Below are 16,519 nucleotides of genomic sequence, written 5' to 3' on the forward strand. Positions count from 1 at the left end.
CCGGCACCGACGTCCGGGGGACGACGGTGCTCCGGTCGCGTGTCAGCGGACGCGGGCGGTGGTCTTCGAGGCCTTCGTCACCGTCGCGTAGCCGGACTTCTTCCCCGTGACCTTCACCGTGATCTTCTTGCCCCGCAGCGACGACGACAGGCTCAGCGTCGAGGTCGTCGCTTTGCTGATGGCCTTCCCATTCGCGTACCACCGGTACGTGAACGTCGTCCCCTTCGTCCACGCACCCGGCTTCGCCGTCAGCTTCTTGCCGACCGCGACCGTCCCGCTGATCGACGGCTTCCCAGCCGTCATCACCTTCGCCGTCGCCGAGGACGTCACCGACCGGGAGGCGTACCCCTTCTTCGACCCCGTCACCTTCACCGAGATCTTCTTGCCCGCCTGCGCCTTCGTCAGCGTGAACGTCGACCCGGTCGCCTTCGAGATGGCGACGCCGTTCGCGTACCAGCGGTAGGAGAAGGACGTCCCGCGGGACCACGTGCCGCGCTTCACCGCGAGCGTGCTCCCCACGGCGACCGTCCCCGAGACGGCCGGCTTCGCCGCCACCAGCGTCCCCGCGGCGACCTTGTCGTCCATGGTCCAGCCGGTGCTCTCCCATGTGTCGTAGGAGTCGGGCGTCTCGGCCGGACGGGTGCGGCCGAAGACGGACACGCTGATCCGCTTGCCGAGCTGCGATGCGGTGAGGGTGAGCTTCGAGCTCGCCGCTCCGTCGATCGGCACGTCGTCCGCCCGCCACTGGAAACGCACCGTCGTGCCGGCATCCCAGGATCCGCGGGCTGCGGTGAGCGTCTTGCCGACTGCCGGCGTGCCCGTGATCCTCGGGTAGATGAGGACGCCGTCGGCGTAGTCGAAGTCCTGGTCCACGCCGGTGCGCTGCTCGTGGTCGGCGAGCGTCAGGACGGTGGCCGACTGCGCACTGGGCTTCTGCGACCAGTACACCGCGCGACGGCACGACCACAGCCACTCGTCGCCCACCTCGTACTCGCCGCAGCCGCCCTCGCCGCCGAACGCGATCGTGTAGTCGTCGGCCGGGAGACCGGCGAGCGTGTACGAGCCGTCGGCATCCACCTCGAAGTCGCACGCGTTGGCGTCGGTGGTCCGGCCGACCGCGCAGACGGCCGCGATCGCGCTCGGTCCGCCGGAGAGATAGGTGGTGGACACCGTGCCGCTGATCGAGGCGCCGGTCGCCAGTGTGGCGACGAGTCCGGTGCGCGTGTGGCCTCCGGCGAGGGAGATCGTCGCAGCCGCGTCACGGTCGGGCTTGTCGTCCCACCACTCGGGCAGGTAGTTCTGACCCTCGCCCGGGGCGAAGGAGATCGTGTAGTCGTCGGACGGAAGGCCCGGGAAGGAGAAGCCGCCCGAGGCGTTCGTGAGGGTGCTCGTGACATAGCCCCAGCCCCACGACATCTCCGCGTACAGCTCGGCACGAACGCCGGCGATCGGCGCAGCGCCCTCGTCGCGCACCGTGCCCGAGATCGACGCGGTGTCGGCCGCCGATGCCGCGACCGCCGATCCCGAAACGATCAGCGAGGCCAGTGCGACCGCCGCCACCGTGATGACCGTGGACTTCGCGCGCGCGAGTGCGTTCATTGCTTCCCCCAGAAGCGGCCGCGCTCCCCAGCAGCGCGCGACAACAGGCTCACGCTATCGGCTGGTCGCGCGCGCCGACAAGCACGGATCCTCGGCCCGCGGCGGTCGTGCGGCGCGGCCGGTCGCCGCGCGTGGCTAGGGTCGAGGGATGCAGGAACTGACCTCTCTCACCACTCTCGTGTCGGCCATGTGGTTGTCGGTGGCGATCCTCGCCGGCGGGCTGGCCCGCACCCGCAACCGCTCACCCTGGGTCTGGTTCCTCCTGACCGCTTTCCTCGGCCCGATCGCCGCCTTCCTGCTGGTGGTCTGGCCCCCTCTCCCCGCCCGCCCCTGAGCCCCGCCTGGCCCGGCGCTCGGCGAATGTGGCGCATCTGGGGGCTTCCCGCGTGATGTGACCCCCATTTGCGCCACATTCGTGCGCCCGGATCGAGCCGTCACGGGGATGCTGCGGTCGAGGAGGCATTCATGAGATGCTCTTGTGAACCGGATTGGGCCCTTGAATGAGGAAACGTGTGCGATGGTGAACCCGCTCCTCCCCACGCTGATCGACGTCGTGTGGGCCGGCGTGCTCACGGCCCACGTGTTGCTCGCTGGCGTTGCGCTGATCGTACTGGTCGCACGTCGACGAACGGAGGGACTCTGGGGCTCGATCTTGCTGATCACACTCGTTCCCGTGGCCGGCCCTGTCGTATGGCTGGCAAGCCTTCGTGCCATCGGCGCCCGCAGCCCGATGAAAGTGGCGCAGAAGCGGGTCTCCTCGCGCGGTTGACCCTCAGTCGCGCCACATTCGCACGGCGGAGACGGGCGCGAGCCCGTCAGGGGGCGGGGGCCAGGTTCTCACGGGCCCAGGCGCCGAGCTGGTCGAGCACGGGAAGCAGGCGACGGCCGGCGTCGGTGAGTTCGTACGCCACCGCGATCGGGGGGCCGGCGTCGACCGCGCGCTCGGCGAGTCCGGCCGCGGTCAGCTCCGCCAGGCGATCCGACAGCACCGTGTCGCTGATGCCGGACACGGCGCGTCGCAGACCGACGAACGTCGTGGCGCCCGCGCCCAGCGACGACAGAATCATGCCGTTCCACCGCTTGCCCAGCACCGAGAAGGCGAGCGTCACCGCGGCATCGCACTCAGCGTGCTCACCATTCGTCGTCGACTCGGGCATGACCCCAGATTACCCGTGCTAGAGTCTCGCTAGTCGCTCTGTTTTTCTTAGCGACTCGGATTTCTTGATTGGAGTGTCATGTCGCTGTTCCGCCTGGATGCCAGCATCCTCCCCGCGTCGAGCGCCAGCCGTTCGCTCGCCGACCTCGTCGAGCAGGAGTGGGTCGCCGCCCACCCCGACTCGACCGTGACGCGTCGCGACCTCGGCGCCGACCCGGTCCCCGCGACCGCCTGGGCGGACGTCGTCACCGCGAAGTTCGCCGCGGAGGCCGACCGCACCGACCGTCAGCGCGAGGCGCTGAGCCTCGCGACGACGTTCGCCGACGAGCTCATCGCCGCCGACGCGCTGCTGTTCGCCGTGCCGCTCTACAACTACGGCGTCTCGCAGCACTTCAAGGCATGGTTCGACCTGGCCTACACCGACCCGCGCATCGACCCGCAGGGAACGGCGCTGCGCGGCAAGCCCGCCACTCTCGTCACCGTGCTCGGCGGCAACTACGCACCCGGCACCCCGAAGGAAGGCTGGGACCACTCGACCGGATGGCTCCGCCGCGTGCTCGAGGACGTCTGGGGCCTCGACCTGCGCGTCGTCGAGCGCCCGTTCACCCTCGTCGGCGTGAACCCGGCGCTCGATGCCTTCGCGGATGCCGCCGCCGCACTGAAGGCCAAGGCCGAGGTCGAAGCCGTCGCCTACGGCCGCGAGCTCGCCGCCACGAAGGGCGAGTCGGCCGCCTGACGCCAGCCGGGGCGGCGGTCTTTCACGGCCGCCGCCCGGGGCGGGCGGGAGGGCGACGGGGTACGTTCCCGGCGTGGGGTTCTCCGGGTATGGGCTGGCCGTCGGGCTCGCCGTGCTGGCGCCCAGCCTGCTGCTGATCCGGCTCCCGCCGCGCCCGCCTCTTCCCGCCGTGCACGTGCCGGTCGCCCTGACGTGGCTCGAACGCGCCGGCCAGGCCGCCTGCCTCGTCGTGCCCGCGATTACCGCGCCCGGCACCGTCGCCGCAGGCTGGCTGATTCCCCTCACCATCGCGCTGGCCGCCTACTACGCGCTCTGGGTGCGCTACCTGCTCACGGGCCGGCCGCTGACAGCGCTCTACGGATCGCTGTGGACCGTGCCCGTCCCGATGGCGATCCTGCCGGTGATCGTCTTCTTCAGCGCCGCGGGGTGGCTCGGCAACCCCTGGATCGCCGCCTCGGCCGCCGCGCTGGCCGCGGGGCACATCCCCGCCGCGCTCATCGTCGCCCGGGCGGTCGCGCCGGGGAGAGGCGAGACTGTGTGAGCTGTGGTGCCCCTGGAGGGACTCGAACCCCCAACCGTTTCCTTAGGACGGAACTGCTCTTCCATTGAGCTACAGAGGCTGGCTCCCCGAGTCTATCGGGCGTCGGCGGCGAGGATCTCGGCGTTGAGCGCCGCCTGCCACTCCCTCAGCTGCCACATCGGGTGATGCGGCGCGGCGTTGGAGCACAGCACCACCCCCCACACGCCGTGCGCGAGCGCCGTCCGCACCCCGTGCTCGGCGAGCGCGCGGCCGATCCCGCCCTCCTCGAAGTCGCCGTGGAGCGGCGTGTAGCCGACCCATCCTTCGCCGACGATCGCCGGCACCTGCTGCCAGCGCGCCCACCGCGCGATGGCGATAGTGCGCGAGGCGATCTCGCGCAGCATCACGTGCTCGTAGGGCGGATAGTGCTCGACCAGCCACGCGTCCCACTTCTGCGGGTCGACCCAGTCGTACCCGTAGACCATCTGGTCGGTGATGACGGTCGCCCGGAACTTCCAGTCCGCCGCACGCCCGTACGCGTCGACAGGCGGTGCGTCGTCACGCAGGAGCGCACGCAGCTCCGCGTTCGGGAACCCCTCGCTCCCCTCCGAGCGGATGTCGATCCGCTGCTGCAGCGCGTCGAGCACCCCGTAGCTGTACACGTGGAACTGCGCGGCGCCGAGCCCGTCGGGGAGGCTGTGCATGTCGAGGTGCGGCGGCTTGCCGTAGCTGGCGGTCACCAACAGGTCGGGATGCCGCTCCCGCAGCCACCGGACCTCGTCCGCTCCCCCGTCCTCGAGCGCCGGCAGGATCGAGAAGTCCACCTCGTTGTGCAGCTCGACGAGGGCGATGCGCGCGCGGTGTCCCTCGGCCGTGAGCCACTCGATCATCCGGTCCCACGCCCGAGCGAGCAGTCGGTAGCGCTGCTCCAGCGGGACGGCGTCGATCGCCTCGAACCACCGCGGCGACGCGGCGAACGCCGGCGACTGCTGGTACTCCCAGCTGGCGAGGATCACCACGATCCCGTGGCGGGCGGCGGCCTCGAACAGCTCGCGCAGTCTGGCGCGCACGTCGATCGTGTACCCGCCGGGGGTGTCGTACCAGCGGGTGCGCTGACCGTAGAAGCCGCCACCGGGCGACGCCCCGAGGCCTTCGATCTCGAGCGCACCGGCGAGGTCGTCGAGCCCCAGCCCGCCGAACAGCAGCAGCGGCGCGGCGCAGATCCGGATGGCGTTGTAGCCGAGGCTCGCCGCATCGGCCACGGCCGTATCGATGTCCTCGTACGGCTGACCGGGACCGGCCTGCGTGTACCAGGAGAAGTCCCACAGCGTGATCGTCAGTCGCGGCGGCAGGTGCGCGGGCACCGGCCCGGTGAGGGGCCGTTCGTCACGCTCGATCGTCCCGGAGCCCAGATAGCGGTCAGCCACGGGTTCCATCCTCTCCGATCGAGGCGAGCACACCGCCCGGCGGCGCCGGCTCGTACGCGCGCCCGGCGACGGCCAGGCGCTCCAGCTCCGCCGCGGCGGCCGCGCGCACCGACGCGGTGCCGACATCGAACAGGGTGAGCTCGGGCACGGAGGTGGCGAAGTAGTCGACCTCGTCGCGGGCTGCACGCAGCTCCGCCGCGCGGGCATCGAGCGCCGCCCACTCCGCCTCGGCTGCGGCACGCTCCCCCAGGTGCACGAGGGCCACCCCGCGCCAGTAGGTCGACGCGTCGGCGGCACGGGGCGCGACGGCGAGAGGCGTCGGTGCGACGGCGGCCCGCCACGCCGCGCGTGCCCCGTCGAGGTCTCCGGCGGCGGCGCGCGCGTGCCCGAGCAGCACCCACCGCTGCACGGGACGCTCGGCGGGATGCCTTCCCTCGCCCAGCGACCGGGGCGGCACGAGGCCCGCCTCCAGCAGGGCGGCGGCTTCGGCGGGGCAATCGACGAGCATTGCCTCGGCGCGCCGGCAGGCGGCGCGGTCGAACGCGGCGATCACCCGCCCTTCGCCGCCTTCGAACGGGCGGAAGCGCCGCGTGGTGAGCAGCTGCCACGCCTCGTCGACGCGTCCGACGTCGAGCAGGAGGTCCGCGTGGCGCACGGCGAGGTCGTCGCGCCGGTCGAGCAGCTCCGGATGCCGCTCGAGCAGCGCCAGCCGCTCCCGGGCGTCGAGCCCACGCCGGACCGCGAGCACATCCCGCTCGACCACGAGTCGAGCGTCGGCGCGCAGCTCCAGCGCGCGGGCGAGGGCGGCGTCGGCGGCGTCCTCCTCATGCGCGGCGACGACGAGGGCGATCGCGAGGTTCCGCCACACGACCGGATCGGTCGATCCCGCCTCGGCGGCGGCGCCGAGCCGCACGAGGGCGTCGCGGGTGCGACCGGCGTCGAGCAGCCACATGCCGAGGAGGCCGGCGGCGACGGCATCCGCATCGTCGGCGGCGACGGCCGCGACGAGGGCGTCGTACTGGTCGAGCCCGGCAGGGAAGGCCAGCTCCGTCGGCGTCGCCGCGGCGGCACGGCGCTCGGCGGCGGCCTCGGCGGCACGGCCGGAACGATCGAGCCACGCGGCCCGCAGGTACCCGCGGATCGGCCCCGCCAGCCCCGCGGCAGGCGTGGCGTCGCTCACGACGTCGGTGGCCGCGAGAGCTTCGGCGTACGCCCCGGCGCGGGCGAGCTCGGCCCCCACCTCGAGCGGCATCTTCGCGTCGAGCGCGAGGGCCTCCCCACGGAGCGCGCGGAGAGCGGGATCGAGGGGATCCGCCTCCGCGAGCGCGTCGAGCATCCGCGCCGCCTCGGCGGGCGAGCCCTGCCGGGCGAGCGCCAGTGCCTCCAGGCGCCGTGCCTCCGGGATCGGACCCGCCGCACGCGCGAGGCGCCGCGCCGCGTCCGCCCGACCGGCCCGCAGCGCCAGCCGCGCGCGACCGAGTGCGGCCGACGGTGCGAACGCCGCGTTCCACGACGCCTTCGCGAACCAGCGGTCGGCACCCTCGTCGTCACCCAGGCGCTCGGCGACCAGCGCACGCAGGTAGACCGCCTCGCCGTCGCGCGGGTTGAGGTTGCGGCGCGTCAGGCGCTCGATCGCGACGTCGAGCACGGCCGCGGCGTCGGCGTACTCGCCGCGGTGCAGGTGCCACGCCCCGAGCGCGGTCGCCGCGCGCGTGTCGGCGGGGTCGCGGCGGAGGGTCTCGCGCAGGTACGGCTCGGCCGACCGCGACGGATGACGGTACTGCAGCAGGTGCACGGCGGTTGCGTAGAGCTCGTCGGCCGAAGCGATCTCCTCGGGCGCGTCGGGCGCGGTGGCAAGCCACGGCTCGGCGAACGCCGCCTCCCCCGCGCGCGAGCGCCAGATCACGAGGGGCTCGCCGGCATCCTCGACAGACACCTCCAGGCCGGGCGTCTCGGGATCGATCCCGACGACGCCCGCGAACGGCCGATCGGGGCCGAGGTCGACCGTCCAGCGCGTCAGCTCCTCGCCGTCGCACCGCACGGCGACCGCGACACCGGCGCGGACACGCGTGGCGAGCGCCGTCACCCGCGTGCCACCCTCCGCGGCCGTGATGCCGACAGCTGCGTCGGTCGTGGCCTGGCGCACGGGCCCGGTCGCATGGATCGGGAACCAGAACTGGGAGAACCGCTTCGTCTCGCCCGGGAGCAGCCAGCTGAAGTCGGGCTGGTTGTCGGTGTAGACGCCGGCCATCAGCTCGACGTACGGCCCGTCGCCGTCAGTGAGCTGGTCGTCCCAGGCGCGTCCGATCTCGCCGTCGCCCCACGTCCACTGCTTCTTGCCCGGCGAGATCGCGCGATCGGCCCAGTGCACGAATCCCGCATCGGCGGCGTGGTCGTATCCGCCGAAGAAGTCGTCGTCGGTGTCGGTGATCATGTACGAGGTCGGCACCGGGATGTTGCTGTAGATGTCGATGCGATCCGCATCGGCGCGGCCCGGCTGGGCGGCGAGCGCCGGATAGTCCACGCCGTAATACGGCCGGTCGGCGCGGGGGAAGGCGGTGATGGCGCGGCGCGCGTGGTCGGCGACGTAGGCGACGTCGTCGGGGAAGAACGACTGGTACTGCTCGTGCACCCTCGCGGCGACGTTCGCCCACCACAGGAACGTCTGCGGCACGTCGGTGCGGTTGTGGAGCTCGGCCTCCAGCTCGATCACCGACGAGCCCGGACGCAGCCGCACCCCGTGGAGGCCGCGCATCCGCTGCAGCGGATCGAGGTCGCTGTGCCACACGACGACGGCGCCGTCGTCCTCGCGCGCGATGCGGGAGTCGACCGGCAGGAACGTCGCCGGCCGGTGGTGCTGCGGCCAGTTGAACTCGACGCCGCCCGAGATCCAGGGCCCGGCGAGCCCGACGAGCGCGGGCTTGATCACGTTGTTGCGGTAGAAGAAGTCGTAACCGGCGACCTTGTCGTAGCCGATGTGGATCCGCCCGCCGATCTCGGGAAGCAGCACGAGCCGCACGTACGCGTTCTCGAGGTGGATCGCCTGCCACTGCCGCGGCGCCTTCTCGTGCGAGACGGCGTCGATCATCGGGAGCGGGTACACCCGGCCGCTGGAGCCCTGGTACACACGACGGTCGAGGAACAGCGGATACGGGTCGGGCTCCCCCGGCTCGTACGTGTCGATCCACAGCGGCTCGCTCCAGCACGCGACACCCCCGGCCTCGAGGATCGCGGCCTGATCGGCGGGGGCGTCGGGCAGCTCGATGCGGCTCGGAGTCACGTCGTCGGGGATCACCTGGCAAAACTATGGGGTGCGGCGCGCCGGCGGAATGGGCGATCCCCCACCGCACCTGGACGATCCGATGGTGACGTGACGGGGTCATCGTGTGACAGAATCCCGGCATGGATGCGACGGAGAGTCCAGGCGCCCCCGGGGCCTCGGCAGCGGCGACGGAGCGCGCCGACGGGTTCGACCGGCAGCGGCTGAGCGTCGTCCCGCGTCCTGCGGTGGAAGCCGCTCTCGCGCGCCCCGTCACCCGCCGCATGCTCGTGACCGACGCCGGGTACTTCCCGCACGCGGACCACCACGGCCGGCACCGTCCCGACGGCGTCGCCGAGACGATCGTCATCGTCTGCGTCGCCGGCGGCGGATGGGTGGAGGCCGCCGGCATCCGCACCACGGTCGGGTCGTCGATGGCGATCGTCATCCCGGGCGGCACGCCCCACTCCTACGGCGCCTCGGCCGAGGACCCCTGGACGATCTGGTGGTGCCACGTGCGCGGCACCGACGTGCCCGAACTGCTGGAGGCCACCGGCATCCGACCCGACCGGGTGACCCTGTCGCTGCGGGCCGTGGAGAGGGTGACGGCCCTCCTCGACGAGATCTCGGTCTCGCTCGCCCGCGACACCACGCCGGTGCGGCTGCTGGCGACGTCGGGCATGGCGTGGCGGCTGCTCACCCAGCTCGCCGTGGATCGGGTGATCCCCAGCGAGGGCGCCCCTGTCGAACGGGCGATGCGCTACCTCGAGGAGCGCGTCGACGGGCATGTGCAGGTGCCGGAGCTGGCCGCGATGGTGGGGGTGTCGCCGTCGCACCTGGCGGCCCTGTTCCGGGAGGCCACCGGCGGCGGCGTGCTCGCCCACCACAACGCGCTCAAGATGGCGCGGGCCCGGGAACTGCTCGACACGACGACCCTCGCCGTCGCCGAGATCGGGCGCCGGATCGGCCTGGACGATCCGTTCTACTTCTCGCGCCAGTTCCGCCGGACCCACGGCATGAGCCCCCGCGCCTACCGCGAGACCCGCAAGGGCTGACCGCCGGGCGTGCCGGCGCGGCCGCCGGCGCAACGGCTTCCGCCCGCTTCGCGTGGCGAAAGCAGGGCGGATCGACCCGAATCCGGCCCCACAGCCGCCGTGCGTCGTCTCAGCCTGCTTTTGCCACGGACAGCACGACACAGGGCGGCCGGCCGGGTCAGCCCTTCGTCGCCCCGGCGGTCAGGTCGGCGCGCCAGAACCGCTGCAGCCCCGTCATCAGGGCGACCAGCAGCAGCGCCGACACGGCGGAGCCGGTGACCACCAGCGAGTAGAACATCGGGTCGCGCTGGGTCTGCCCGTTCCACAGCGTGAGCCCGAGGGTCACCGGGAAGGTCGAGGTGTCGTTGAGCATCACGAGCGGCAGCAGGTAGTTGTTCCAGATGGTGACGAACTGGAAGAGGAAGATCGTCACGAGCGCGGGCATCATCATGCGGCTGGCCATCGACGCGAAGATCCGCAGGTCGCCGGCGCCGTCGAGCCGGGCCGCCTCGATCACCTCGTCGGGCACGCTCGCATTGGCATGGATGCGGGCGAGGTACACGCCGAACGGGCTCACCATGCTCGGCAGCAGCACGGCCCAGTAGGTGCCCGTGAGTCCGACGGTGTTCAGCAGGAAGTAGAGCGGCAGGGCGATGACGGTGGCCGGCACGAGGACCCCGCCGAGGATGACGGAGAACAGCAGCTCCCGCCCCCGGAACGGGAACTTCGCGATCGCGTAGCCGCACGCGGCGGAGATCACCATGGCGACGAAGGCCCCGACGCCGGAGTACAGCACGCTGTTGAGCACCCACCGGGTGAACGAGCCGCCGTCCTGGGTGAAGAGGGCGACCAGGTTCTCCCACGCCCGCGGGGTGTCGGAGAACCACAGGCCGAACGTGCCGAACAGGTCGGCCGGCGACTTGGTGGCGGCGATCAGCACCCACACGAGCGGCAGCAGGAAGTACACCGCCGCGACCAGCAGGGCGACGTTGATCGCGATGGAGCTCACCGTCCCGGCGGCATGCGGGGCGGGACGCCGTCGCCTTCCCGACGCCGGGGGCACGGTGAGGGCACGGGTGGCGCCTGTGGGGGCACCGGCGTCGACGGTCACCATGCGCGGCTCCCCTTCCGGTTGACGAGGCGGAGGAACCCGAACGAGAACGCGAAGCCGAGCAGGGCGACGATGACGGCCATCGCGGCGGCGAGGTTCGGGTTCCCCTGCGCGAACGCCTGGTTGTAGGCGGCGAGGTTCGGCGTGTAGGTCGAGCTGATCGCCGTCGTGAGCGGTCGCAGCACGAGCGGCTCGACGAACAGCTGCAGGGTGCCGATGATCGTGAAGACGGTCACGAGGATGATCGAGGGTCTCACGAGCGGCAGCTTGATGTGCCAGATGGTGGCCCAGCCCGAGGCGCCGTCTACGCGGGCGGCCTCGTACAGCTCGGACGGGATGGCGTTCAGCGCCGCCATGAGGATCACCATGTTGTATCCGGCGAATCCCCACAGCGCGATGTTCGCGATGGAGAAGAGCACGTTGCCGCTCGAGAGCGGATCGAATTCGATGCCGGCCGCACTCAGCAGCTGGAGCACCGGGCTCGTGGCGGGGACGTAGAGGAATCCCCACAGCAGCGTCGCGACGACGCCGGGAACGCCGTACGGCGAGAAGAAGACGACCCGGAAGAAGCGGGGGGCGAGAGCGCGCCCGGAGTCGAGGAGGAGCGCCAGCCCGAGGGCGGTCAGCACCATCAGCGGCACGAGGATCGCCGAGAAGCTCACGAGCCTGCCGAGGCTCTCGACGAAGGACGGGTCCGAGAGGGCGCGCACGTAGTTGTCGATGAAGACGAACGTGGTCTCGGGGGCGCCGTAGCCGAGGCCGGAGCTGCGCGTGGTGAACATGCTCTGCACCAGCGCGTACACGATCGGCGCCACGAAGAAGGCGACGAACATGATCGCGAACGGCAGGATGAGCACCCACACCGCGCCGGGGAGCCGGCGGCGGGGGCGGGTGGCGAGGGCGGAGCTCACGGATCTTCTCCCGGGTGGCGAGGGGGTGGGCCGGCGCGGGCGGGCCCACCCCCTCGGGTGTCAGTCGGCGACGGAGATGCCGCGCTCGGTGAGGGCGGCGACCATGTCGGCCTGGGTCTCGGCGTACGCGTCGACGAGCGGGGTTCCGCCGTCGACGGCGGCCTTGACGTTGTCGGTCAGGCTGGCGAACAGCGTCGAGGACAGCGGCGGCCAGGCCCACGAGGTGTCGACGGCCTTGTCCGACTCTGCGAAGACATCCCAGATGTCCTGTCCGCCGTAGAACTCGAACACCTCGGGGGCGTCCTGCAGCGACGCGATCGCGGCGGTGTCCACGATCGAGGGCCAGCCGGCGCCGATCTCGGTCAGGATGCTGACGCTGTCGGTGTTGGAGTTGAGCCACACGGCGAACTCGGCCGCGGCCTCGGGGTTCTTCGAGCCCTTCAGCACCGCGTTGGCCGAGCCTCCCGCCCACGTGGCCGACACGTTCTCGCCCGCGTTCCACTGCGGCAGCTCGCCGACAGCCCAGGAGCCGCTCGTCTCGGGAGCCGTGCCGCGGAGGATGGCATCGGCCCACGAGCCCGAGATCCACGACAGGATGTCGCCGTTCTGCAGGTCGGCGTTCCACTCGCTGGAGAAGTCGGCCTCGACCTTGACGAGGTCCTCGTCGATGAGCTTCTGCCAGAACTCGGCGACCTTCGCGGTCTCGTCGCCGTCGATCGACACCGACCAGGCGTCGTCCTCGGCGACGAACCAGTTGGCGCCGCCCTGCTGGGCCAGGCCGATCATCCAGGGAGCCTGGTTGAAGGCGAACGCGGTGATGTAGCGGTCCGGGTCCGACGCGCGGACGACCTTGGCGGCCTCGTAGAACTCGTCCCAGGTCTCGGGGTACTCGATGCCGAGCTCCTCGAAGATGTCGGCACGGTAGAACTGGCCGAGCGGACCCGACGCCTGCGGGATGGAGTAGACCTTGTCGCCGAACACCCCGGTCTGCCACTGCCAGGGGACGAAGAGGTCCTCCGAGTCGGCGACGTAGGGGGTGATGTCTTCGAGGGCGTCGTTGATGAGGAAGTCGGGGATCGCGTCATAGCCGAGCTGCACGACGTCCGCGGGATTCCCGGCCTGGACCGCCGACAGCATCGTCGCGTAGCCGCCGTCGGGTCCGGCGGTGATCGTCTCGAGCGTGACGTGGATGTCGTCGTGCGCGTCGTTGAAGGCGTCGACGGCGCGGTCGATGTTGGGCACCCACGACTGGAAGGTGATCTCGACCGGCTCACCGTCGGAGGGCTCCTCGGGCGAGGTGCCGGCGGCGCAGCCGGCGAGCGCGATGGCAGCCACGGCGCCGATCGCGAGGGCCGCCACTCGGGTGCGGCGGCGTGCGGAAATGGACATACATGCTCCCTTGCAATGCAGGCGATCAGGCCTCGTCTGGATGGTGCGGACTGACACTATGCGGGCACGGCATGCCGGGAACATAGTCGAACAACGGGATCACCTGGACGATTCTACGGATCCGGCATTGACCCGGCCGGCGCGTCTTGCGGCGGCCGCCGCTCGCCCTCGGCCCGCGTCGCTACGGCGTGCGGCGCCGGCCGCGCCGCCAGAGCAGCACGCCGGCCGCACCACCCTGGACCATCACGATCGCGCTGATGGTCGCGGCGATGGCACCGGCGGACTGGTCGGCCGCGGTCAGCAGGTCGAACCCGGCGTGCCACACCAGGACGGGCACGATGCTGCCGCCGGCTCGAAGGGTCATCCACGACAGCAGGAGCGAGCCGCACAGCAGCGCGATCGCCCAGCCGATCGCGCCCGCGCCCATGGCGGTGTAGGTCGGGTTGAACAGGAACGCCGGCGCGTGCCACGCGATCCACACCGCACCGACGAGAAGCGCCGCCCGGAGCGGGGACAGCCGCTCCGAGAGCGCGGGGAACAGCCAGCCTCGCCAGCCCGCCTCTTCGCCGACCCCGAACGTCAGAAGCCACACCAGCACGACGAGAGGCCACGCCAGCCCGGGGAGCTTCGAGGTCACGCCGAACGCCGCCGGGTCCGGCCACGTGCCGGTCGTGATCACCTGGGCGGCCCATCCGGCCGCGAGGTACAGCGCGAGCATGACCGCGGCCTCGAGAAGGCGAGGGCCGACGCCGCGCACCGCGAACGTGCGACGCCCCCAGGCCGACAGACCCGGCCCGCCGCCCGACCAGGCCGAGGCCGCGAGGGCGCCGCACAGCGGTCCCGCCGAGGCGGCGAAGAACGTCCACGGCATCCGGTCGAGTCCGGTGGACATCGCCTGCGCCGCCAGCGGCAGCCACAGCGCCCAGGTCACGCCGAACGCGATCACCAGGAAGACCGCGATGCCGCCGCGCCGCACGCGCGGCGAACGCGACGAGGCCGGCGAGACGCTCATAGGGCGAAGTCAACTCCTCCTCGCGCAGCGGGGTCCGCGGCATGGACCGGGAGAAAGCACCGAGCCCTCCGGGGCCGCGGGTTAGGCTCGCGATGATGAGCCGACACGTCCACGCCTCCGTCGCGAGCCGCGGCATCCGTGCGCTCGTCGCGGTCGCGGCGGCGCTCGCGCTGGCCGGGTGCGCGATGGGTCCGGCCCCGCGGGCGACGCCGGACGGGACGCCGGCCGGGACCCCGGCCGGGACGCCGGAGGGGGCCCCGGCTCCTTCCTCCTCCGCCGTGCTCATCGCGTCGCCGCCGGTCGCCGGCGCCCCCGACTACCAGCTGGGCGGTGCGTACGAGCCGGCCACCGAGGTCCAGATCGTCGCGCGCGACCGCACCGACCCGCCCGTCGGGCGGCTGTACTCGATCTGCTACGTCAACGCGTTCCAGACGCAGCCGGGCGAGGCGGCAGACTGGCCGGCCGACCTGCTCCTGCGCGACGCCGCGGGCGAGTTCGTGGTCGATCCCGACTGGCCCGACGAGGTGATCGTCGACACCCGGGACGCCGAGGCCGTGGCCGCCGTGGTGTCCCCGTGGATCGAGGGGTGCGCGCGCGACGGCTTCGACGCGGTGGAGTTCGACAACCTGGACACCTACACGCGCACCGACGGCGCGCTCTCGCGCGAGGACAACCTGGCCGTCGCCGGACTCCTCGTCCGGGCGGCTCACCGCGCGGGGCTCGCCGCGGGTCAGAAGAACGCGGCCGAGGATGCCGCCCTGCTGCGCTCCGAGGCGGCCTTCGACTTCGCGGTCACGGAGGAGTGCGCCGCCTACGACGAGTGCTCCGCCTACACCGACGTGTACGGCGACGCGGTCATCGGCATCGAGTACACCGACAATCTGCCGGCGCCCTTCGCGGAGGTCTGCGCGAGCCCGGAGCGTCCGGCGTCCCTCGTCCTGCGCGATCGCGACCTGACGGTACCCGGCGACCCCGCGTACGTCTTCGAGCTCTGCCACTGAGCCGCTCGGCGACGCGGCACCAAGACGACGTCCCCGACGGCCGGGTGGCCGCGGGGACGTCGTCGGGGGTGCTGGAGCGGGATCTGCAGGGGGTCAGACGCTCAGGGGATCAGCGACCCGGGCTCTCACCACAGCCAGGTCTTGTCGCCGACGAGCGCACGCCAGGGGCGGGCGAGGCTCAGGCGCTGGGTCGGCACCGCGAAGAACGCGATCGCCATGACGCCCATGTCGATGATGTGGCTGTCGATGAGGGGGTTGGTCGCACCGGTCAGTGTCAGGGGGAACTCGGCCAGGTACATGAGGAAGAGCATCGCGACGCCGGCGATGGCACCGATGCGCACGCCGATCCCGGTGAGGAGCGTGACGCCGACCCCGAGCAGACCGAGCATGAACAGCCAGTCCACCAGCGGCACGCCGGCCAGCGCCGTGAACAGGCCCGCGAGCGGGCTCTCCGCGGTCGCGTTGCTGAGGAACCCGGTGGTCGGGCTGCCGCCGTTGATCCACGCGCGCTCGGCGGGGGTGACGAAGCCGAGGCCGAACACCTTGTCGAGGAAGGCCCAGAGGAAGTAGAAGCCCATCAGCATCCGCGTGACCGCGATGGCGATCGGCAGTGCGCGGGTCGTGGGGACCGGGGTTTCGGTGGCACCGCCGTGCGGGACGGGGGTGGCGGTGGGGACGGCCATGATCGGGACCTTTCGTGTTCTCCTGCTCCGGTGGATCCGGGGCGATGACCTCAGTTTCCGTCCGTCTGGGAGGACCCTGGGAAAAGTCGGTGCGCGGCCGACATGTGGTCTGACCACAATCCCTTTTGCACGGTCGATCATCTACAAGCGGCACCGAAAACCTCCGGATCCGGTGTGAGTCGGGCCGCATGGTGTGTCAGCGTTTGCGATCCGCCGCGATTCTCGGCATCGTGGCCGGTCCGCAGCAATCCACGGAAGGAGAGCACCATGCTCACACTCACCGAGAACGCCACCATTGCCGTGAAGTCCCTCACGGAGCAGATCCCCACCACGACCGGAGGCCTCCGCATCAGCGAGGCCGTGGCCCCGGACCAGGGCTACGCCTTGAATCTGGCCAGCGCCCCCGAGTCCGACGACACCGTCGTCGAGAACGACGGCGCGCGGGTGTTCGTGGACCCGGTCGCCACCGTCGCCCTCGACAACCGGGTGCTCGACGCCCGCGTCAGCGAGGACGGCGCGGTCGGTTTCGCGCTCGCCGAGCAGCGCTGAGCGCGCACAACTCGCACGACTTCCGGTGGCCCTCGATCCTCATGGATCGGGGGCCATCGTGTGTGTGCTGCGAGGGCACTCCGTCGTCGCGGCCGCTCGCCGGCTCCCCTCCCGCCGGCGAGCTGCCGGGCC

Annotated in this window: 16 protein-coding genes and 1 tRNA gene; 7 read left to right on the forward strand and 10 right to left on the reverse strand. The window is 71.8% G+C overall.

What is annotated here, in order from left to right; genetic code table 11:
• Positions 1 to 42: 42 nt before the first annotated feature.
• The gene (locus tag ACPWUT_RS10095; RefSeq protein WP_425837179.1) at positions 43 to 1,599 is read right to left on the reverse strand and encodes a carboxypeptidase regulatory-like domain-containing protein; all 1,557 of its coding nucleotides are present in this window, start codon (positions 1,597 to 1,599) and stop codon (positions 43 to 45) included.
• A 148-nt stretch (positions 1,600 to 1,747) separates the two neighbouring features.
• Here ACPWUT_RS10095 and ACPWUT_RS10100 point away from each other — a divergent pair, with 148 nt between their 5' ends.
• On the forward strand, positions 1,748 to 1,933 hold the full coding sequence (locus tag ACPWUT_RS10100; RefSeq protein WP_284527757.1) for a hypothetical protein: 186 nt from the start codon (positions 1,748 to 1,750) through the stop codon (positions 1,931 to 1,933).
• A 183-nt stretch (positions 1,934 to 2,116) separates the two neighbouring features.
• Entirely contained in the window at positions 2,117 to 2,368 is a 252-nt protein-coding gene (locus ACPWUT_RS10105; protein WP_425837182.1) for a hypothetical protein, read from the forward strand.
• Between the two features lie 46 nt (positions 2,369 to 2,414).
• On the opposite strand, the gene ACPWUT_RS10110 is transcribed toward ACPWUT_RS10105, so the two are convergent.
• Positions 2,415 to 2,756, reverse strand: a complete 342-nt coding sequence (locus ACPWUT_RS10110; RefSeq protein WP_425837185.1) for a winged helix-turn-helix transcriptional regulator — start codon at positions 2,754 to 2,756, stop codon at positions 2,415 to 2,417.
• A gap of 78 nt (positions 2,757 to 2,834) precedes the next feature.
• Between ACPWUT_RS10110 and ACPWUT_RS10115 the strand changes: the two genes are divergently transcribed.
• Together ACPWUT_RS10115 and ACPWUT_RS10120 are read left to right on the forward strand one after the other, a co-directional pair.
• Positions 2,835 to 3,491, forward strand: coding sequence for an FMN-dependent NADH-azoreductase (locus ACPWUT_RS10115; RefSeq protein WP_425837188.1), 657 nt, complete (start codon positions 2,835 to 2,837; stop codon positions 3,489 to 3,491).
• Positions 3,492 to 3,564: 73 nt separating this feature from the next.
• A complete protein-coding gene (locus ACPWUT_RS10120; protein WP_425837191.1) occupies positions 3,565 to 4,032 on the forward strand; it encodes a hypothetical protein in 468 nt (155 codons plus the stop codon).
• 4 nt (positions 4,033 to 4,036) lie between these two features.
• Here ACPWUT_RS10120 and ACPWUT_RS10125 read toward each other — a convergent pair.
• The 3 genes from ACPWUT_RS10125 to ACPWUT_RS10135 all read right to left on the reverse strand — a co-directional run bounded on the left by ACPWUT_RS10125 (position 4,037) and on the right by ACPWUT_RS10135 (position 8,733).
• A tRNA-Arg gene (locus tag ACPWUT_RS10125) sits at positions 4,037 to 4,111 on the reverse strand.
• Positions 4,112 to 4,124: 13 nt separating this feature from the next.
• Positions 4,125 to 5,438: a cellulase-like family protein gene (locus tag ACPWUT_RS10130; protein ID WP_425837194.1), complete on the reverse strand. Its 1,314-nt coding sequence runs from the start codon at positions 5,436 to 5,438 to the stop codon at positions 4,125 to 4,127.
• Positions 5,431 to 8,733: a DUF5107 domain-containing protein gene (locus ACPWUT_RS10135; protein WP_425837197.1), complete on the reverse strand. Its 3,303-nt coding sequence runs from the start codon at positions 8,731 to 8,733 to the stop codon at positions 5,431 to 5,433. Before ACPWUT_RS10135 ends, ACPWUT_RS10130 begins: the two co-directional genes overlap by 8 nt.
• Positions 8,734 to 8,840: 107 nt before the next feature.
• Between ACPWUT_RS10135 and ACPWUT_RS10140 the strand changes: the two genes are divergently transcribed.
• Positions 8,841 to 9,752, forward strand: coding sequence for an AraC family transcriptional regulator (locus tag ACPWUT_RS10140; RefSeq protein WP_284527764.1), 912 nt, complete (start codon positions 8,841 to 8,843; stop codon positions 9,750 to 9,752).
• 157 nt (positions 9,753 to 9,909) lie between these two features.
• Here the strand turns inward: ACPWUT_RS10140 and ACPWUT_RS10145 are convergent, their stop codons facing one another.
• The 4 genes from ACPWUT_RS10145 to ACPWUT_RS10160 form a co-directional block, all read right to left on the reverse strand.
• Positions 9,910 to 10,845 (reverse strand): carbohydrate ABC transporter permease, encoded by a 936-nt coding sequence (locus ACPWUT_RS10145; RefSeq protein WP_425837201.1) that lies wholly within the window; start codon positions 10,843 to 10,845, stop codon positions 9,910 to 9,912.
• The gene (locus ACPWUT_RS10150; RefSeq protein WP_425837204.1) at positions 10,839 to 11,753 is read right to left on the reverse strand and encodes a carbohydrate ABC transporter permease; all 915 of its coding nucleotides are present in this window, start codon (positions 11,751 to 11,753) and stop codon (positions 10,839 to 10,841) included. Before ACPWUT_RS10150 ends, ACPWUT_RS10145 begins: the two co-directional genes overlap by 7 nt.
• Before the next feature lie 60 nt (positions 11,754 to 11,813).
• The gene (locus ACPWUT_RS10155) at positions 11,814 to 13,142 is read right to left on the reverse strand and encodes an ABC transporter substrate-binding protein (RefSeq protein WP_425837207.1); all 1,329 of its coding nucleotides are present in this window, start codon (positions 13,140 to 13,142) and stop codon (positions 11,814 to 11,816) included.
• A 181-nt stretch (positions 13,143 to 13,323) separates the two neighbouring features.
• Positions 13,324 to 14,154 carry a CPBP family intramembrane glutamic endopeptidase gene (locus ACPWUT_RS10160; RefSeq protein ID WP_425837210.1) on the reverse strand — a complete coding sequence of 277 codons (831 nt, stop codon included), beginning with the start codon at positions 14,152 to 14,154 and terminating at the stop codon, positions 13,324 to 13,326.
• Between the two features lie 95 nt (positions 14,155 to 14,249).
• On the opposite strand from ACPWUT_RS10160, the gene ACPWUT_RS10165 reads away from it, so the two are divergent.
• Positions 14,250 to 15,155 (forward strand): endo alpha-1,4 polygalactosaminidase, encoded by a 906-nt coding sequence (locus ACPWUT_RS10165; RefSeq protein WP_425837213.1) that lies wholly within the window; start codon positions 14,250 to 14,252, stop codon positions 15,153 to 15,155.
• A 125-nt stretch (positions 15,156 to 15,280) separates the two neighbouring features.
• On the opposite strand, the gene ACPWUT_RS10170 is transcribed toward ACPWUT_RS10165, so the two are convergent.
• The gene (locus ACPWUT_RS10170; protein WP_425837216.1) at positions 15,281 to 15,838 is read right to left on the reverse strand and encodes a hypothetical protein; all 558 of its coding nucleotides are present in this window, start codon (positions 15,836 to 15,838) and stop codon (positions 15,281 to 15,283) included.
• 267 nt (positions 15,839 to 16,105) lie between these two features.
• Between ACPWUT_RS10170 and ACPWUT_RS10175 the strand changes: the two genes are divergently transcribed.
• Positions 16,106 to 16,387 (forward strand): HesB/IscA family protein, encoded by a 282-nt coding sequence (locus ACPWUT_RS10175; protein ID WP_284527772.1) that lies wholly within the window; start codon positions 16,106 to 16,108, stop codon positions 16,385 to 16,387.
• The last annotated feature ends 132 nt before the right edge of the window (positions 16,388 to 16,519 follow it).

It is taken from the genome of Microbacterium sp. PA5, from assembly GCF_049860775.1.
In the GTDB taxonomy this organism is placed as follows: Bacteria; Actinomycetota; Actinomycetes; order Actinomycetales; family Microbacteriaceae; genus Microbacterium.